This window comes from Pseudomonas sp. PB101 (assembly GCF_009764265.1).
Taxonomy (GTDB): domain Bacteria; phylum Pseudomonadota; class Gammaproteobacteria; order Pseudomonadales; family Pseudomonadaceae; genus Aquipseudomonas.
Genome location: NZ_RWIR01000055.1, coordinates 1 through 17,613 on the forward strand (window position 1 = coordinate 1; position 17,613 = coordinate 17,613).

Annotated in this window: 12 protein-coding genes; 5 read left to right on the plus strand and 7 right to left on the minus strand. The window is 61.1% G+C overall.

The features are described 5' to 3' along the window. Positions 1-181: 181 nt before the first annotated feature. A complete protein-coding gene (rmf, locus tag EI969_RS16810; protein ID WP_003223300.1) occupies positions 182-397 on the minus strand; it encodes a ribosome modulation factor in 216 nt (71 codons plus the stop codon). 530 nt (positions 398-927) lie between these two features. Between rmf and rlmKL the strand changes: the two genes are divergently transcribed. Further along, on the plus strand, positions 928-3,198 hold the full coding sequence (gene rlmKL / locus EI969_RS16815) for a bifunctional 23S rRNA (guanine(2069)-N(7))-methyltransferase RlmK/23S rRNA (guanine(2445)-N(2))-methyltransferase RlmL (RefSeq protein ID WP_160388781.1): 2,271 nt from the start codon (positions 928-930) through the stop codon (positions 3,196-3,198). 209 nt (positions 3,199-3,407) lie between these two features. Next, a complete protein-coding gene (locus EI969_RS16820) occupies positions 3,408-5,807 on the plus strand; it encodes a diguanylate cyclase (protein WP_160388782.1) in 2,400 nt (799 codons plus the stop codon). Between the two features lie 151 nt (positions 5,808-5,958). On the opposite strand, the gene dacB is transcribed toward EI969_RS16820, so the two are convergent. Next, positions 5,959-7,419 (minus strand): D-alanyl-D-alanine carboxypeptidase/D-alanyl-D-alanine-endopeptidase, encoded by a 1,461-nt coding sequence (dacB, locus tag EI969_RS16825; RefSeq protein WP_160388783.1) that lies wholly within the window; start codon positions 7,417-7,419, stop codon positions 5,959-5,961. Between the two features lie 234 nt (positions 7,420-7,653). Between dacB and EI969_RS16830 the strand changes: the two genes are divergently transcribed. After that, entirely contained in the window at positions 7,654-7,998 is a 345-nt protein-coding gene (locus tag EI969_RS16830; RefSeq protein ID WP_007971486.1) for a YggL family protein, read from the plus strand. Between the two features lie 109 nt (positions 7,999-8,107). Here EI969_RS16830 and EI969_RS16835 read toward each other — a convergent pair whose 3' ends face one another. Then, positions 8,108-9,322 carry a benzoate/H(+) symporter BenE family transporter gene (locus EI969_RS16835; protein WP_160388784.1) on the minus strand — a complete coding sequence of 405 codons (1,215 nt, stop codon included), beginning with the start codon at positions 9,320-9,322 and terminating at the stop codon, positions 8,108-8,110. Positions 9,323-9,545: 223 nt separating this feature from the next. Between EI969_RS16835 and EI969_RS16840 the strand changes: the two genes are divergently transcribed. Beyond that, a complete protein-coding gene (locus EI969_RS16840; RefSeq protein ID WP_150715740.1) occupies positions 9,546-10,310 on the plus strand; it encodes a GntR family transcriptional regulator in 765 nt (254 codons plus the stop codon). Between the two features lie 177 nt (positions 10,311-10,487). Here the strand turns inward: EI969_RS16840 and guaD are convergent, their stop codons facing one another. From guaD to xdhA, 4 genes are all read right to left on the minus strand, one after another. After that, positions 10,488-11,792 carry a guanine deaminase gene (gene guaD, locus EI969_RS16845; protein ID WP_160388785.1) on the minus strand — a complete coding sequence of 435 codons (1,305 nt, stop codon included), beginning with the start codon at positions 11,790-11,792 and terminating at the stop codon, positions 10,488-10,490. Between the two features lie 23 nt (positions 11,793-11,815). Next, on the minus strand, positions 11,816-12,673 hold the full coding sequence (gene xdhC, locus EI969_RS16850) for a xanthine dehydrogenase accessory protein XdhC (protein WP_160388786.1): 858 nt from the start codon (positions 12,671-12,673) through the stop codon (positions 11,816-11,818). 141 nt (positions 12,674-12,814) lie between these two features. Further along, on the minus strand, positions 12,815-15,214 hold the full coding sequence (gene xdhB / locus EI969_RS16855) for a xanthine dehydrogenase molybdopterin binding subunit (protein WP_160388787.1): 2,400 nt from the start codon (positions 15,212-15,214) through the stop codon (positions 12,815-12,817). Then, positions 15,207-16,676, minus strand: a complete 1,470-nt coding sequence (xdhA, locus tag EI969_RS16860) for a xanthine dehydrogenase small subunit (RefSeq protein WP_160388788.1) — start codon at positions 16,674-16,676, stop codon at positions 15,207-15,209. Before xdhA ends, xdhB begins: the two co-directional genes overlap by 8 nt. Before the next feature lie 277 nt (positions 16,677-16,953). Here xdhA and EI969_RS16865 point away from each other — a divergent pair, with 277 nt between their 5' ends. Next, positions 16,954-17,613, plus strand: a complete 660-nt coding sequence (locus EI969_RS16865) for a GntR family transcriptional regulator (protein WP_160388789.1) — start codon at positions 16,954-16,956, stop codon at positions 17,611-17,613.

Here is a 17,613-nt window from a genome sequence, read left to right on the forward strand (position 1 = left end):
TCATTGAGATCGCCATCGCCGGCAAGCCGGACTCCTACAGAAACTGTTTTTTGCCAGGGGACAGGCATAAAAAAGGGCTCCTTGAAGGAGCCCCTGGGCCGGAGCCCGCGGTCCGGATGGGACACGCATGGTTAATTCAGTACAAAATCAAATTGTCGTGTCGGAGTGTTGTGCCCTGTAATTAGCCGACGGCGTGAAGTTCGTTGAGTCTGTGGATTCCCGCAGTGCCGGTCATACCGTCCCAGTTGTCGCCGCGTCCTTCTCGCCAGCCGTTGATCCAGGCTTGACGTACCGACGGTAGAGTAAATGGGCAAAGCTCACGGGATTTGCCACCAACGCCATATTGATATCCGCGCAAAAATGCTCTTTCCAACGGATCACGCTTAAGTCTTCTCATAGGGTGTTGCCCTCACTTGTTGACTGTATTTATCGCGTCGACCTCTATTGAGGTCTGGCAGAAAAACTCTGCCGTTGGGGGCTCGTTGCCGGCGTGACGAGCCAAGGTGTTGACGTCATTGCGGCGCCAACCTGAGTTGAGTTCTAACCAATGCGTCACATCGAGGGAATGATCGTTTTGTCATAAGGAAGTAACTGTTCATGTGCTAAGGCCATAAGTAACAGAGTGTTTGTTGCGTATTTATTAGCCAAACCCCGGTATGATCGGCCCTGCGCTTGATGATGGGTTTAATCCTTTAGTGAGAATGGCTCCCGTTGCCGGGATGCACTATTCGACGAAGGGTCGACTTATGTCATTTTATTGCATCAACTTTTTTATCTGTCCTTGCATCTAAGCTCATTTGACCCGGGCAGCAGGGGTGGAACGGCACACCTTCGTGCCACGCGGGCGCTCTTCGAGAAAAGCGCCTGATTGAAAACCGGACCGGCAATGCGTTGCCCGGTCACTCAGCCAAAGGTTCTGGAATTCCCATGTCCGATCGTTTCGAACTCTTCCTCACTTGCCCAAAAGGCCTTGAAGGCTTGCTCATCGAGGAAGCCGTCGGGCTTGGCCTTGAGGAAGCGCGGGAGCACACCTCTGCCGTGCGTGGCATGGCCACCATGGAAACCGCTTATCGCCTGTGCCTGTGGTCGCGCCTGGCCAACCGCGTGCTGCTGGTGCTCAAGCGTTTCCCGATGAAGGACGCCGAAGACCTGTACCACGGCGTGCTGGACATCGAGTGGCAAGACCACATGCTCAATGACGGCACCCTGGCCGTCGAATTCAGCGGGCATGGCTCGGGCATCGACAACACTCACTTCGGTGCGCTGAAGGTCAAGGACGCCATCGTCGACAAGCTGCGTACTCCGCAAGGCGACCGTCCGTCCATCGACAAGCTCAACCCGGACCTGCGCATTCACCTGCGCCTGGACCGCGGCGAAGCCATTCTGTCCCTCGACCTGTCCGGTCACAGCCTGCACCAGCGCGGCTATCGCCTGCAGCAAGGTGCGGCGCCGCTGAAGGAAAACCTCGCGGCGGCCATCCTGATCCGTTCCGGCTGGCCGCGCATCGCGGCCGAAGGCGGCGCACTGGCCGACCCGATGTGCGGTGTGGGTACATTCCTCGTAGAAGCAGCGATGATCGCCGCCGATATGGCGCCGAACCTGCGTCGCGAGCAGTGGGGCTTCACCGCCTGGCTCGGCCACGTCCCGGCGTTGTGGAAAAAACTTCACGAAGAAGCGTCCGAGCGCGCCGCTGCCGGCCTGGCCAAGCCACCGCTGTGGATTCGCGGTTACGAAGCCGACCCGCGCCTGATTCAACCGGGCCGCAACAACGTCGAGCGTGCCGGCCTGAGCGAATGGATCAAGATCTATCAGGGTGAAGTCGCGACGTTCGAGCCGCGTCCGGACCAGAACCAGAAAGGCCTGGTCATCTGCAACCCTCCGTACGGCGAGCGTCTGGGCGACGAGGCGAGCCTGCTCTATCTCTACCAGAACCTCGGCGAACGCCTGCGTCAGGCCTGCCTGAACTGGGAAGCGGCGGTGTTCACCGGCGCGCCGGACCTGGGCAAGCGCATGGGCATCCGCAGCCACAAACAGTATTCGTTCTGGAACGGCGCCTTGCCGTGCAAGCTGTTGCTGATCAAGGTGCTGCCGGACCAGTTCGTCACCGGCGAGCGTCGTACCCCGGAACAGCGTCAGGTCGAGCGTGAACAAGCGGCCTACGATCAGACGCCGGACGAGCCGCAGGAACGCAAGTTTAACAAAAACGGCAACCCGATCAAACCGACGCCGGCACCGGCTCCGGTGGTCGAGCAGCCGCGCCTGAGCGAAGGCGGGCAGATGTTCGCCAACCGCCTGCAAAAGAACCTCAAGGCCTTGGGCAAGTGGGTCAAGCGTGAAGGCATCGACTGCTATCGGGTTTACGATGCCGACATGCCGGAATACTCCATGGCCATCGACCTGTATCACGATTGGGTCCACGTCCAGGAATACGCCGCGCCGAAATCCATCGACCCGGAAAAAGCCTCGGCACGCATGTTCGACGCCCTTGCTGCAATTCCGCAGGCGTTGAACATCGACAAGAGCCGCGTGGTGGTCAAGCGCCGCGAGCGTCAGAGCGGCACCAAGCAGTACGAGCGCCAGGCGGCGCAGGGCAAGTTCGTCGAGGTCAATGAAGGTGGCGTGAAGCTGCTGGTGAACCTCACCGACTACCTCGATACCGGTCTGTTCCTCGACCATCGGCCAATGCGCATGCGTATCCAGAAAGAGGCGGCCGGCAAGCGCTTCCTCAATCTGTTCTGCTACACCGCAACGGCCAGTGTGCACGCGGCCAAGGGCGGCGCGCGCAGCACCACCAGTGTCGACCTGTCGAAAACCTACCTGGACTGGGCGCGTCGCAACCTGTCGCTGAACGGCTTCTCCGACAAGAACCGCCTGGAGCAGGGCGATGTGATGGCGTGGCTCGAAGCCAGTCGTGACGAGTACGACCTGATCTTCATCGACCCGCCGACGTTCTCCAACTCCAAGCGCATGGAAGGCGTGTTCGACGTGCAGCGCGACCAGGTGCAACTGATTGACCTGGCGATGGCGCGTCTGGCGCCGGGTGGCGTGTTGTACTTCTCCAACAACTTCCGCAAGTTCGAACTGGAAGCCAATCTCGGCGAGCGTTATGCGGTCGAGGAAATCACCGCGCAGACCATCGATCAGGATTTCAGCCGCAACGCCAAGATCCATCGCGCCTGGAAAATCACGGCCCGTTGAAAACTGAGTGAACCCTTGTAGGAGCGAGCTTGCTCGCGATGAACCCGAAAGCGCCGCGTGTATCCAGAAAGCACGCGTTATCGTTATCGACCATCGCGAGCAGGCTCGCTCCTACAGGTGATCAACGCTGGTCAAATTAGTGGCAAATAGCTATAACTCAACTCACGGCCAAAGGGCTTTCCCGCACCTGGCGTTTTGAGTTGCGTTCTATGTCGTTGCACGCCGTGCGCCCAAAGATCCTGGGTTTTATCAGCGAAGATGTCTCGGCCTGGCTGGTCGCGCTGCTGGTATTGCTGGTCGGCGGGGTGCTCACCGGTTTGCTGGCATGGTCGACGCTGAATCTGTTTCACCATCAATTGCGGCAACGCTTTCAACTGCTGGCCAGTGAGCGTTATAGCCGTATCGAAGAGCGTTTCGAAGATCAGGAGCAGCGCCTCGATGGCCTGCGCCGTTTTTTCGCCAACTCCGACTCGGTGTCCCGGGCGGAATTCGACGGTTATACCCAGCCTTTGCTGCTGCGAACCCAAGCCTATTCCTATGCGCAACGGGTCAGCGGTGAGCAGCGGGCGGCGTTCGAACGCCGTGCCCGTGACGAAGGCTTGAGTGACTTCACCCTGCGCGAACTCGATGCCGATGGCGAACTGAAGCTGGCGGGCGAGCGCGACGAGTACGTGGCGGTGCTCTACAGCCAGACCCAAAGCAAACTCGGTTCTCCCCTCGGTTACGACTTGCTGGCCCAGCCGCTGCGGCGTGCCACGCTCGAACGGGCCGATCAGCATGGCCGCATGGCGGTGTCGCAACCGATGCATCTGGTGAGTATCGAGCCGGCTTATGCGCGAGGCGTACTGCTGGTCGCCCCCGTCACACCACGCAACAGAAAGGACCACAACGCCACCAAGCCCTACGGTTATGTGATGGCCGTGATCAGCATGCGCCAGTTGCTCGCGGACGGGCTGCCGGAAGCGAGCCGTGACTATCTCTCGGTGCGCATCCTCGATCTGTCGACCGACGACCAGCACGAAGTGCTCTTCGAGTCGCCCAACCCGCCGGCTGTCAGCGAGTTGTCGGCCACGCGCCTGTTGCGCATGGCCGATCATGACTATCAAGTCGATATCCAGCCCAGCGATGCGTTCCTGCAAGCCAACCACTCTTCCGTGACCAGCCTGGTGGTGTTGGGTGGTCTGCTCAGCGTGCTGCTCAGTGCCTTGCTGTATGTGCTGGTCAGTCAGCGCCAGCGCGCGTTGAAACTGGTCGAGCAACGCACCCAGGAGCTGCGCGACAGGGAGCAGGAGCTGCGCGGCACTCACGGTCAGCTGCGTGGCGTGCTGAATGCCGCCACCCAGGTTGCGATCATTGCCACCGACCTGCGCGGCGTCATCAGCACCTTCAACGCCGGTGCCGAGCAGATGCTCGGCTATGGCAGTGCCGAAGTGGTGGGTCACATGACCCTGGAAAACCTGCATCTGCCGCGCGAACTGGTCGCTCGCTCGGCAGAGTTGAGCGCACGTTATGGCAAGCCGGTGCCGACCTGCCAGGCGATGCTGGTCGAAGGCGAAGTGGGCGGCGGTCACGAGACGCGGGAGTGGACACTGGTGCGCGGCGATGGCAGCCACTTGATGGTCAACATGCTCGCCACACCGGTGCTCGATGAGCAAGGCCTGTGGGTCGGGCACCTGGCGGTGTGCATCGACATCACCGAGCGCAAACGGGTCCACGAAGCGCTTGCGGCGCGGGACCTGCTGCTGAAGAAACTCAGCGCCCATGTGCCCGGTGGCATCTATCAGTTCAAGATGGAGTTCGACGGGCGCTTCAGTGTGATTTACGCCAGCGACGGCATTCGCGAGATCTACGAGCTGGAGCCCGACGTGCTGCTGCTCAATGCCGAGTCGATCTTCACCCGCATTCACCCTCAGGACACCACCCGCGTCCGCGCCTCGATCCGCGCCTCGGCCGAAACCCTCAGCCCCTGGCGCGAGGAGTACCGCGTGCAACTGCCGCAACGTGGCTTGCGTTGGGTTCGCGGCGAAGCCACGCCGGAGGAGTTGCCCGGTGGCGGTGTGCTGTGGCACGGCTATATCTCGGACATTTCCGATATGAAGCGGGTGGAAGAAGAGTTGCGCGCGTTGTCGGTTACCGATTCGCTGACCGGGATCCACAACCGCCGCTATTTCCAGGAACGCCTGACCACCGAAATGGCCCGGGTGGAGCGTGGCGGCGGGGATCTGTCGGTGATCATGCTCGATATCGACCACTTCAAGCGGATCAATGACCTGCATGGCCACGCCATCGGTGACCGGGTGTTGCAGGCCGTGTGCGAACGGATCGGCCACCGGTTGCGTCGCACCGATGTGTTCTGCCGCCTGGGCGGTGAGGAGTTCATGGTGCTGTGCCCGGATATCAGCGGCGAGCATGCCTTTGTGTTGGCCCAGCAGTTGTGGCAAGGCTTGCGCAGTTCACCCATTGAGGGTGTCGGTACGGTCACCGCCAGTTTCGGCATTGCCAGTTGGCGGGTCGGGGAGGGGGCCGATGCCTTGCTGTTGCGCGCGGATTCGGGCGTGTATGCGGCGAAGCAGGCGGGAAGGGATCGGGTTGAGGAGGAGATGAGCTAACCCGGGTTGTACGCAGACCCTGTAGGAGCGAGCTTGCTCCGGGCGGCGTTCCGACGATGGTCGATAACGATAACGCGGACATACTGAATGTACGCGGCGCTCTGGAATCCATCGCGAGCAAGCTCGCTCCTACAAGGGACCGTGCTGTGCTTTACAACACCGAAGCCGTCTGCGGCATTTTCGGTTGGCGGTACAGGTCCAGCAGCACCTGATCGAGCACCGACGAGGCGCCGAACGGGGCCTTGTCGTTGAGGATCGCCACCACCGCCCAGGTGTTGCCGTTGATGTCGCGACTGAAACCGGCAATCGCCCGCACGGTGTTCAGGGTGCCGGTCTTGACGTGGGCTTCACCGCGCATCGCCGTGGTCTTCAGGCGCTTGCGCATGGTGCCGTCGGTGCCGGCGATCGGCATCGAGCTGATGTATTCGGCGGCATACGGGCTGTGCCACGCCGCTTCGAGCATCGAGGCCATTTCCCGGGCGCTGACACGCTCGGCGCGGGACAGGCCGGAGCCGTTCTCCATCACCAGGTGCGGCGCGGTGATGCCTTTTTTCGCCAGCCACTGACGCACGACACGCTGGGCGGCCTTGGCGTCGTCGCCGTCGGCATCGGTACGGAAGCGTTGGCCGAGGCTCAGGAACAGCTGCTGGGCCATGGTGTTGTTACTGTACTTGTTGATGTCGCGGATGATTTCCGCCAGGTCCGGCGAGAACGCCCGGGCCAGGACCTTGGCGTCTTTCGGTGTTGGCGCCAGCACATCCTTGCCCTGGATGCTGCCACCCAGTTCCTTCCAGATCGCGCGGACCGCGCCGGCGGTGTAGGTCGCGTGGTCGAGCAGCGACAGGTAGGTCTGCGAGCTGCAGCCTTCACCGAGTTGACCGCCGACCGTCACGGTCACGGTGCCATCGGCCTGGGCCACCGGGTTGTAGCGCACGCCACCGGTGCATTGCTTGGAATTGAGGGCCTTGACCTGGTTGTCGATGCGGATGCTCGCAATCGGCGGCTCCACCGAGACCAGCACCTTGCCCGAGTCATTGCGCGCGACGAAGCGCAGTGCCTTGAGGTTGACCAGCAGCGAATCGGGTTTGACCAGGAACGGCTTGTTCTCGTCGTTGCCGTCGTCATTGAATTCCGGCAGTTGCGGTTGCACGAAGAAGGTCTTGTCCAGCACCAGGTCGCCGGTGACCTGGGTCACGCCGTTGGCACGCAGGTCACGCATCAGCAGCCAGAGTTTTTCCATGTTCAGCTTCGGATCGCCGCCACCCTTGAGGTAGAGGTTGCCGTTGAGGATGCCGCCACTCAAGGTGCCGTCGGTGTAGAACTCGGTTTTCCACTGGTGGTTCGGGCCGAGCATTTCCAGGGCCGCGTAGGTGGTGACCAGTTTCATGGTCGACGCCGGGTTGACCGACACGTCTGCGTTGAACACCGTCGGGGTGCCGGGGCCGGTCAGCGGGATCATCACCAGCGACAGGGCGTTGTCCTGCAACTTGCTGGCTTTCAGGGCTTTTTCAACGTTGGGTGTCAACGCCGTGTTGATGGGAGCTGCGCAAACGGGGAGGGCCAGGGGGAGGAGAAAACCGGCCAACAGCAATGGACGCAAAGATTTGATCATCAGAAATAAAACCCTACAGTCGAGGGGAAAAAAGATGAGGGCATGAAGATAAATTCCCTCAATGGTCATGAAAGTGTCGGCATTATGCCCCAAGGTGTTGCAGCTTGTGCCGTGCGTCGGCGGTCTGATCGGCTATTTTTTTACCGACGGTAGGGGTAGTGGCCCAGAGAGTCAGGCAATTGGCGGCTTAAACTGCTAAAGTGCCGCCCGTTATTACTTAAGAGGATTGTTCCAATGGCGACTAACCGTTCCCAGCGTCTGCGCAAAAAACTGTGCGTCGATGAATTTCAAGAGCTGGGTTTCGAACTGAACCTGGATTTCAAAGAAGATTTGGCTGATGAAGCCATTGATGCTTTCCTCGACGCGTTCCTCAAAGAAGCCATGGAAGCCAACGGTCTGGGTTATGTTGGCGGCGACGACTACGGTCTGGTTTGCCTGCAGAAGCGTGGCTCGGTCAGCGCTGAACAGCGCGCTGCCGTTGAAGCCTGGCTCAAAGGCCGCACCGAGCTGACCAGCGTTGAAGTCAGCCCGTTGCTGGACGTCTGGTACCCGGAAAAGCCGATCAATCCGGTAGCTTGATGTTGAAAAAACGGCGACCCAAAGGTCGCCGTTTTTTTATGCGTTTTTTGTAGGCGCGAGCTTGCTCGCGATGAACCCGAGAGCACCGCGGGGTGTCATGTTCCCAGCGTTATCGTTGACGACCATCGCGAGCAGGCTCGCTTCCACCGTTCAGGATCAGCAGCGTCACCACCCCCGCGACAATCCCCCAGAACGCCGAACCGATGGAAAACAGCGTCAACCCCGATGCCGTGACCATGAAGGTGATCAGCGCCGCTTCACGCTCCTTCACTTCACTCATGGCAATGCTCAGGCCGTTGATGATCGAGCCGAACAGTGCCAGTGCGGCGATCGACAGCACCAGTTCCTTGGGCAGCGCGGCAAACAATGCCGCGAGCGTCGCGCCGAACACCCCGGCGATCCCGTAGAAAATCCCGCACCAGACGGCTGCGGTGTAGCGCTTGTTGCGATCCTCATGGGCGTGCGGTCCGGTGCAGATCGCTGCGCTGATCGCCGCCAGGTTGATGCCGTGAGAGCCGAACGGTGCCAGCAGCAAGCTGGCGATGCCGGTGGTGGTGATCAGCGGCGAGGCGGGTACCGTGTAGCCATCGGCGCGCAATACGGCGATGCCGGGCATGTTCTGTGAGGTCATGGCGACGACAAACAGCGGAATGCCGATGCTGATGGTCGCTGCCATGGAGAAATGCGGCGTGGTCCAGACCGGCGTGGCCACTTCCAGGTGGAAACCGCTGAAATCCAGCAGGCCCATGAAACCTGACAATGCCGTGCCGATCAGCAATGCCGCCAACACCGCATAACGCGGCGACAGGCGCTTGACCAGCAGATAAGTGACGAACATCCCCAGCACCAGGGCGGTGCGGTGTTGCGCGGCGACGAAAATCTCGCTGCCGATCTTGAACAGGATCCCCGCCAGCAGGGCGGCGGCCAGGGAGGCCGGGATTTTTTTCACCAGCCGTTCGAAGCTGCCGGTCAGCCCGCAAATCGTCACCAGCACCGCGCAGGTGATATAGGCGCCAATGGCTTCGCCGTAGCTCACGCCGCCCAGGCTGGTGATCAGCAGCGCGGCGCCGGGGGTCGACCAGGCAATGGTGATCGGCGTGCGATAGCGCAGGGACAGGCCGATGGAGCATACCGCCATGCCGATGGAAATCGCCCAGATCCACGAAGAAATCTGCCCGCTGCTCAGGCCCGCCGCTTGCCCGGCCTGAAACATCAGCACCAGGGAACTGGTGTAACCGGTCATCATGGCGATGAAACCGGCGACGATGGCCGAGGGCGAGGTGTCGGCCAGAGGGCGGAGCTGCGTGTGCGTGGCGTCGTTCATGACGGTAGTGTTCCTTGTGCAAATCGCGGAATTCGGGTTTAAGCCTAAACTCAAAAGTAACCGGACGTTGCGATACAGCCGGGGCAACATTCAGCCGTACAGTCGTGTTGCCACTAAGCATTGTGTACAATCGCAGTGTTTTTTACGCGATACTTGCCAGCGACCCACTGTGCCGTATTACAGTCACGGTCAATTCGCCGCAGTTCTTCCGACTCGAGTGCCCATGAACGAACAGTTGCAACCCCTAAAGAAACAACCGCGAGCAGGCAAAGCCGGCCGCAGCGGTACCCAGGACGATATTGTCTACGCGCATATCTTCGAGGCCATCCTCGAACAGCGTCTGGCGCCCGGCACCAAGTTGAGCGAAGAAGCGCTGGGGGAAATTTTCGGGGTCAGCCGCACCATCATTCGCCGCGCCCTGTCGCGCCTGGCCCATGAAGGTGTGGTTTTGCTGCGTCCGAATCGCGGCGCCGTGGTCGCCAGCCCGAGCGTCGAAGAAGCCCGCCAGGTGTTCATGGCCCGCCGCCTGGTGGAGCGAGCGATCACTGAACTGGCGGTTCAGCACGCGACCGCCGAGCAGATTGCCGAATTGCGCCAGATGGTCAACGACGAGCGCGACAGCTTCTCCCGTGGCGACCGTGGTGCCGGCATCCGCCTGTCGGGCGAATTCCACTTGAAACTGGCCGAAGCGGCGAAAAACGCCCCGTTGATCAGCTTCCAGCGCAGCCTGGTGTCCCAGACCTCGCTGATCATCGCCCAGTACGAAAGCGGCAACCGCTCCCACTGTTCCTACGATGAGCACACCCAGTTGATCGACGCCATCGAGAAACGCGACGGCGAGCTGGCGGTGAACCTGATGATGCACCACATGGATCACATCGACAGCAAGCTCAACCTCGATGAGGAAAGTGCTTCGGATGACCTGCATGCGGTGTTCTCGCATTTGTTGCAGACCAAGAAGCCAGGGCGCTCGCCGGCGAAAATCTGATAGACCGGGTCGCCCCTATCGCGGGCAAGCCCGCTCCCACAGGATTTGCGGTGGAGCGCAAATCTTGTGAACCCCACAAATCACTGTGGGAGCTGGCTTGCCAGCGATAGCAATCGAACAGGTAGTAAAAATCCCCCGGACTGTAGAGTGCGGGGGATTTTTTATGCCCGGAAAACCTTAGCGCTGATGCACCAGGTTGCCCGCCGCATAGGTCTGCTGAACAGTCCGGTCATCCCCCAGGGTCATCAACACGAACAACGTTTCGGCGATGTTGTTGGCCTGCTTCAGGCGATAGCTCAGCAGCGGCGTGGCGTTGTAGTCCAGCACCAGGAAGTCCGCATCGGTGCCCGGTTGCAGGGTGCCGATCCTGTCTTCCAGGCGCAGCGCGCGGGCGCCGCCGAGGGTGGCCAGGTACAGCGACTTGAACGGGCTCAGGCGCGCACCTTGCAGTTGCATGACCTTGTAGGCTTCGTTGAGGGTTTGCAGCAGCGAGAAACTGGTGCCGCCGCCGACATCGGTGCCGATACCGACGTTGAGGTTGTGCTTCTCGGCCATCGGCAGGTTGAACAGGCCGCTGCCGAGGAAGAAGTTCGAGGTCGGGCAGAACGAGATGGCCGAACCGGTTTCTGCCAGTCGCGCGCATTCGTCATCGCACAGGTGCACGCCGTGGGCGAACACCGAGCGCTCGCCGAGCAACTGGTAGTGGTCGTAGACGTCCAGGTAGCCCTTGCGCTCCGGGAACAGCTCCTTGACCCACTCGATTTCCTTGAGGTTTTCGCTGATGTGGGTCTGCATGTACAGATCCGGGTATTCGCTCAGCAACTGGCCGGCCAGGGTGAGCTGTTCCGGGGTGCTGGTCGGTGCGAAGCGTGGCGTCACTGCATAGTGCAGGCGACCCTTGCCGTGCCAGCGCTCGATCAGTGCCTTGCTGTCGACGTAGCTGGATTCGGCTGTGTCGGTCAGGTAGTCCGGGGCGTTGCGGTCCATCATTACCTTGCCGGCGATCATCCGCAGGTCGAGCTGCTCGGCGGCTTCGAAAAACGAGTTCACCGATTGCGGGTGCACGCTGCCGAATACCAGCGCAGTGGTGGTGCCGTTGCGCAGCAGTTCCTTGATGAAAATGTCGGCGACTTCGTCGGCGTGGGTCTTGTCGGCGAACTGGCTTTCGCACGGGAACGTGTAGGTGTTGAGCCAGTCCAGCAGTTGCTCGCCGTAGGCGCCGACCATGCCGGTTTGCGGCAAATGGATGTGGGTGTCGATGAAGCCCGGGGTGATCAGTGCATCCTGATAATGGGTGATCTCGATGTCGGCCGGCAGGGTCGGCAGCAGTTCGCTGGCGTGGCCCAGGGCACTGATCTGGCCGTTATCCACAACCAGCAAGCCGTCTTCGAAATACTCGTAGGAGGCTTCGATGCCAACTTTGGCAGGGTCGGCGATGCTGTGCAGGATGGCGGCGCGGTAAGCTTTGCGAGTCAAAGGCATGTGAGTTCTCAATGTCTGGCTTGTCAGTTCGAGGCGGCTTGCTTCGACGTGTGGCTGCGGCGTGAGGCGGGCAGCAGTTTGGCAATCGGTTCGGCGCTGGACGTTTGCTGGCCGAAATTGGCGTTGTAGGTGGCGATGATTTCGCCGGCGATGGAGATGGCGATTTCCACAGGCAACTTGCCTTTGACTTCGCCGATGCCCATCGGGCAGCGCATGCGTTGCACGACGCCGGTGTCGAAACCGCGATCGCGCAGGCGGTGTTCGAACTTCACGCGTTTGGTCTTCGAACCGATCAGGCCGAAGTAGGCGAAGTCGTTGCGCTTGAGGATCGCAGCGGTCAGTTCGAGGTCGAGCTGGTGGTTGTGGGTCATGACGATGCAGTAGCTGCCGGCGGGCAGATCGTCGATTTCATCCACAGGTTCTTCGCTGACGATCTTGCGCACGCCATGGGGGATCTGCTCGGGAAATTCATCTTCCCGCGAATCGATCCATCGCACCCTGCACGGCAGGCTCGCCAGCAATGGCACCAGGGCGCGGCCGACATGACCGGCGCCGAACACGGCAATCTGCGCCTGCACCTGGCCCATCGGTTCGAACAACAGAACAGTGGCGCCACCGCAGCATTGGCCGAGGCTGGCGCCGAGGCTGAAGCGCTCCAGATGGGTGTCCTGCTTGCCGCTGGCGAGCATCTCGCGGGCGATCTTCATGGCCTTGTATTCCAGGTGCCCGCCACCGATGGTGTCGAAGGCCTGGTTCGCGCTGATGACCATCTTCGAGCCGGCGTTGCGCGGCGTCGAGCCGAGCTCTTCGATGATGGTGACGAGCACGCAGGGCTCACCGCGGTTTTGCAGGTCGGCGAGGGCGTCGATCCAGTTGTACATGTTTCACCTCAACATCTCTGTTGTCAGTTCGGGCCTCATCGCTGGCAAGCCAGCTCCCACAGGATTTGAGTTGAATCCAAATTCTGTGGACACCACAAGACACTGTGGGAGCTGGCTTGCCAGCGATGGCCGCGCCTCGGTCTAGAGCGAAGCCAACTCGGTCTCGGCCTCGACAGCCTTCGCCGCCTTCAGCTGGCGCATCTGCTCACAGCCCCACAACACCCGCTCCGGAGTCGCCGGCGCATCGATTTTCGGTTGATGTTTGTAGTCGCCCAAGCTCGCCACGGCGTCCTTGATCGCACACCACGAGGCGATGCCGAGCATGAACGGCGGCTCGCCCACGGCCTTGGAATGGAACACCGTGTCTTCCGGGTTCTTGCGGTTTTCCACCAGCTTCACCCGCAGGTCCAGCGGCATGTCCGCCACGGCCGGGATCTTGTAGCTGGCCGGGCCGTTGGTCATCAGCTTGCCCTTGTTGTTCCACACCAGCTCTTCCATGGTCAGCCAGCCCATGCCCTGGATGAAACCGCCCTCGACCTGACCGATGTCGATGGCCGGGTTCAGCGAGGCGCCGACGTCGTGGAGGATGTCGGTGCGCAGCATCTTGTATTCGCCGGTCAGGGTGTCGACCAGCACTTCACAGCACGCCGCGCCAAAGGCGAAGTAGTAGAACGGACGGCCACGAGCCTGGCTGCGGTCATAGTAGATTTTCGGAGTCTTGTAGAAGCCGGTGCTCGACAGCGACACCTGGGCGAAGTACGCCTGCTGGATCAGCGCTTCGAAGGTCAGGATGTGATCGCGTACGCGCACGTGGCCGTTGTGGAATTCCACGTCTTCTTCGCTGACCTTGTACTGGCGAGCCGCGAATTCCACCAGGCGTTGCTTGATGGTTTCGGCGGCGTTCTGCGCGGCCTTGCCGTTCAGGTCGGCGCCGCTGGAAGCGGCGGTCGGCGAGGTGTTCGGTACCTTGTCGGTGTTGGTCGCGGTGATCTGTACGCGGTCCATTTCCACCTGGAACACTTCAGCCACGACCTGCGCGACCTTGGTGTTCAGGCCCTGGCCCATTTCGGTGCCGCCGTGGTTGAGGTGGATGCTGCCGTCGGTGTAGACGTGCACCAGGGCACCGGCCTGGTTGAGGAAACTGGCGGTGAAGGAAATACCGAATTTCACCGGGGTCAGCGCCAGGCCTTTTTTCAGGATCGGGCTGTTGGCGTTGTAGCGACGGATCGCTTCGCGGCGCTCGGCGTACTGGCTGCTTTCTTCCAGTTCGGCGGTCATCTCTTCGAGCATGTTGTGCTCGACGGTCTGGTAGTAGTGGGTGACGTTGCGCTCGGTCTTGCCGTAGTAGTTGGCCTTGCGCACCGCCAGCGGATCCAGGGCCAGATGGCGAGAGATGGCGTCCATCACTTCTTCGATGGCGACCATGCCTTGCGGGCCGCCGAAACCACGGTAGGCGGTGTTCGACGCGGTGTTGGTCTTGCAACGGTGACCGTTGATGGTCGCATCGCCCAGGTAGTAAGAGTTGTCCGAGTGGAACATCGCGCGGTCGACGATCGACGCCGACAGGTCAGGCGAGCAGCCGCAGTTGCCGGCCAGTTCCAGGTTGATGCCGTGCAGGCGCCCGGTGCTGTCGAAGCCGACGTCATACTCGACGTAGAACGGGTGACGCTTGCCGGTCATCAGCATGTCTTCGACCCGCGGCAGACGCATCTTGGTCGGCTGGCCGGTCAGGTGCGCGATCACCGCGCACAGGCACGCCGGGCTGGCGGCCTGGGTTTCCTTGCCGCCGAAACCACCGCCCATGCGGCGCATGTCGACGACGATCTTGTTCATCGACACGTCCAGCACTTCGGCCACCAGTTTCTGCACTTCGGTGGGGTTCTGCGTGGAGCAGTAGACGATCATGCCGCCATCTTCGGTCGGCATCACCGAAGAGATCTGGGTTTCCAGGTAGAAGTGTTCCTGGCCGCCGATGTGCAGCGTGCCCTGGATGCGATGCTCGGCAGTGGCCAGCGCCGTGACCGAATCCCCACGTTTATGGGTATGGCTGTCCAGTACGAAGTGGCGTTTGCGCAGGGCTTCGACCACGTCCAGCACCGGCTCGAGGTCTTCGTATTCGATGATTGCGGCCATGGCCGCCTTGCGCGCGGTTTCCAGGTCTTTCGCCGCCACGGCGAGCACCGGTTGACCGACGAATTGCACGGTATCGATGGCCAGCAGCGGATCGCCCGGCAGCAACGGACCGATGTCTTTCAGGCCCGGTACGTCTTCGTGGGTGATGGCGATGCGCACGCCTTCGAAGGCGTAGCAGGGCGCGGTGTCGATGCTGATGATGCGGGCGTGGGCACGGTCCGACATGCGCGCATAAACGTGCAACTGGTTCGGAAACTCCAGGCGATCGTCGATGTACTGCGCTTCACCGGCCACATGCTTGGCGGCGCTGTCGTGTTTGACGCTGCGGCCGACACCGGTGGTCAGGTCCTTGGCGAACAGTTCAGCCAATTCGGCTTGGGTCTTCTCTACGGCGTGATGATTAGACATAAGCGGTCACCCGAGTCTCGATGTGCGGTGTTTGCAGTTCGATGAAGTATTTGCGCAGCAGGTTCTGCGCGCTGAGCAGGCGGTATTCCTTGCTGGCGCGGAAGTCCGAGAGCGGCGTGAAATCTTCGGCCAGGGCGGCGCAGGCGCGTTCAACGGTGGCCTGCCCTTGGGATAAAGAGTCAAAACGGGAGCCGAGCAGCGCGGCTTCGCAGGCGGCGGCGCGTTTCGGGATGGCGGCCATGCCGCCGAAGGCGACGCGGGCTTCAGCGACCACGCCGTTTTCCAGGCGAATGTTGAAGGCGGCACAAACTGCCGAAATGTCGTCGTCCAGACGCTTGGAGACCTTGTAGGCGCGGAACAGTTTTTCAGCGCTGGCGCGGGGCACGATGATCTTCTCGATGAACTCGCTTTCCTGACGCGCGGTCACGCGGTAATCGATGAAGTAGTCTTCCAGGGCTATGGTGCGGCGGGTTTCGCCCTTGCACAGGACGATTTGTGCGCCGAGGGCGATCAGCAGGGGCGGCGAGTCACCAATCGGCGAGGCGTTGCCGATGTTGCCGCCCAGGGTGCCCTGGTTGCGGATCTGCAAGGAGGCGAAGCGGTGCAGCAATTCACCGAAGTCCGGGTACTCGGCGTTCAAGGCCTCGTAGCAATCGGACAGGGATGTGGCGGCGCCGATTTCCAGGCGCTCGTCAAAGCGGTCGATACGCTTCATCTCGGCGACGTTGCCGACGTAGATCATCACCGGCAGGGTGCGGTGGAACTGCGTGACTTCCAGTGCCAGGTCAGTACCGCCGGCCAGCAGGCGAGCCTGTGGATAAGCGTCGTAGAGGTCGGCGAGGTCGGCCACGGTCAGCGGCACCAGGCAGCGTTTGTCGCCGCTGTTGAGTTCGCCGATATCGGTCGGGGCAATGGCTTTCAGGCGCGCGATGGTCTCGGCTTCGCGGGCGTCGAACTGATCCGGTTTTTTGCCGCAGCAGGACTGCTCGGCGGCTTCCAGGATCGGCCGGTAGCCGGTGCAGCGGCAGAGGTTGCCGGCCAGTGCTTCATGGGCCTTGGCATGATCCGGTGCATCGCTGTTCTTTTGCAGGGCAAACAGCGACATCACGAAACCGGGGGTGCAGAAGCCGCATTGCGAACCGTGGCACTCGACCATGGCTTTCTGCACGCTGTGCAGTTCACCCTTGTGCTTGAGGTCTTCAACGCTGATCAGTTGTTTGCCGTGCAGGGACGACACGAAGGTCAGGCACGAGTTGAGGCTGCGATAGCGAATGTGTTCGCGGCCGTCGTCATCGGTCTGCAATTCGCCGACCACCACGGTGCAGGCGCCGCAGTCACCGCTGGCGCAGCCTTCTTTGGTACCGGGTTTGCCGACATGGTCGCGCAGATAATTGAGCACGGTCAGGTTCGGGTCCAGGGCGTGCTCGCTACGGAGTTCCTGGTTTAGTAAAAACTGGATCACGGAAGGCCTCGCAGACTCATTATTGTTGTTAACCGATGGGACCGAATTTAGCAGGTCTGACTTTTCGGTCAATGATTTTCTGACTTAAAGGTCAGGAAAATGCATTTTGTCGATCAACTACCTGTTGGTTAATTATTGTCGCTGGTTCGTTAGCCTGCCTTTTTGCTTGAATTTGCTTGAATCGTGCCAAAAAACCTCAGGGCAGGCACTCCGCCCTGACCCGGCAATTGCGCTACACTGCGCCGCTTGTACAGATCGAAGAGTTTGAAGGACAACCATGACGTTCAAGGCGCCGGACAGCCTCGCCGAGCAAATCGCTCACCACCTCGCCGAACGCATCATTCGCGGCGAAATGAAGCCCGGGGAGCGCATCCAGGAACAGAAGGTCACGCTGGCCCTCAATGTCAGCCGTGGTTCGGTCCGCGAGGCCTTGCTGATCCTCGAGCGTCGGCACCTGATCGCGATCCTGCCGCGCCGTGGCGCCCACGTCACCGAACTCACGCCACACAAGGTGCAGAGCCTGTGCACGCTGATGAGCGAGATGTACATCCTGCTGGCCAACGCGGTGGCCAGTGGCTGGCAAGTCCAGGCCGACCTGGCTCCGTTCGTGCAGATCCAGCAGCGCCTGACCGCGAGCTTCGAGCGTCAGGACATCCACACCTTCGTCGACGACAGTTTCAGCGTGATGCGCGCCACCTATGGGTTCGCCAACAATCCGTACCTGCAGGAAACCGTCGAGAACCTGCAGCCGGCCATGAGCCGTGCCTATTTCCTTGCCCTGGACCAGCGCAAGGCCTCGATGAGCGAGTACCTGGAACTGTTCGAACGCTTGCTCGCAGCGGTGATCGCCCGTGATTTTGCGCAGATCCGCGAAGTGCTGACCGCTTACGGCCAGCGCAGTTGCGATCTGGTGATCTCCGCTCTGACGGACGCCTGA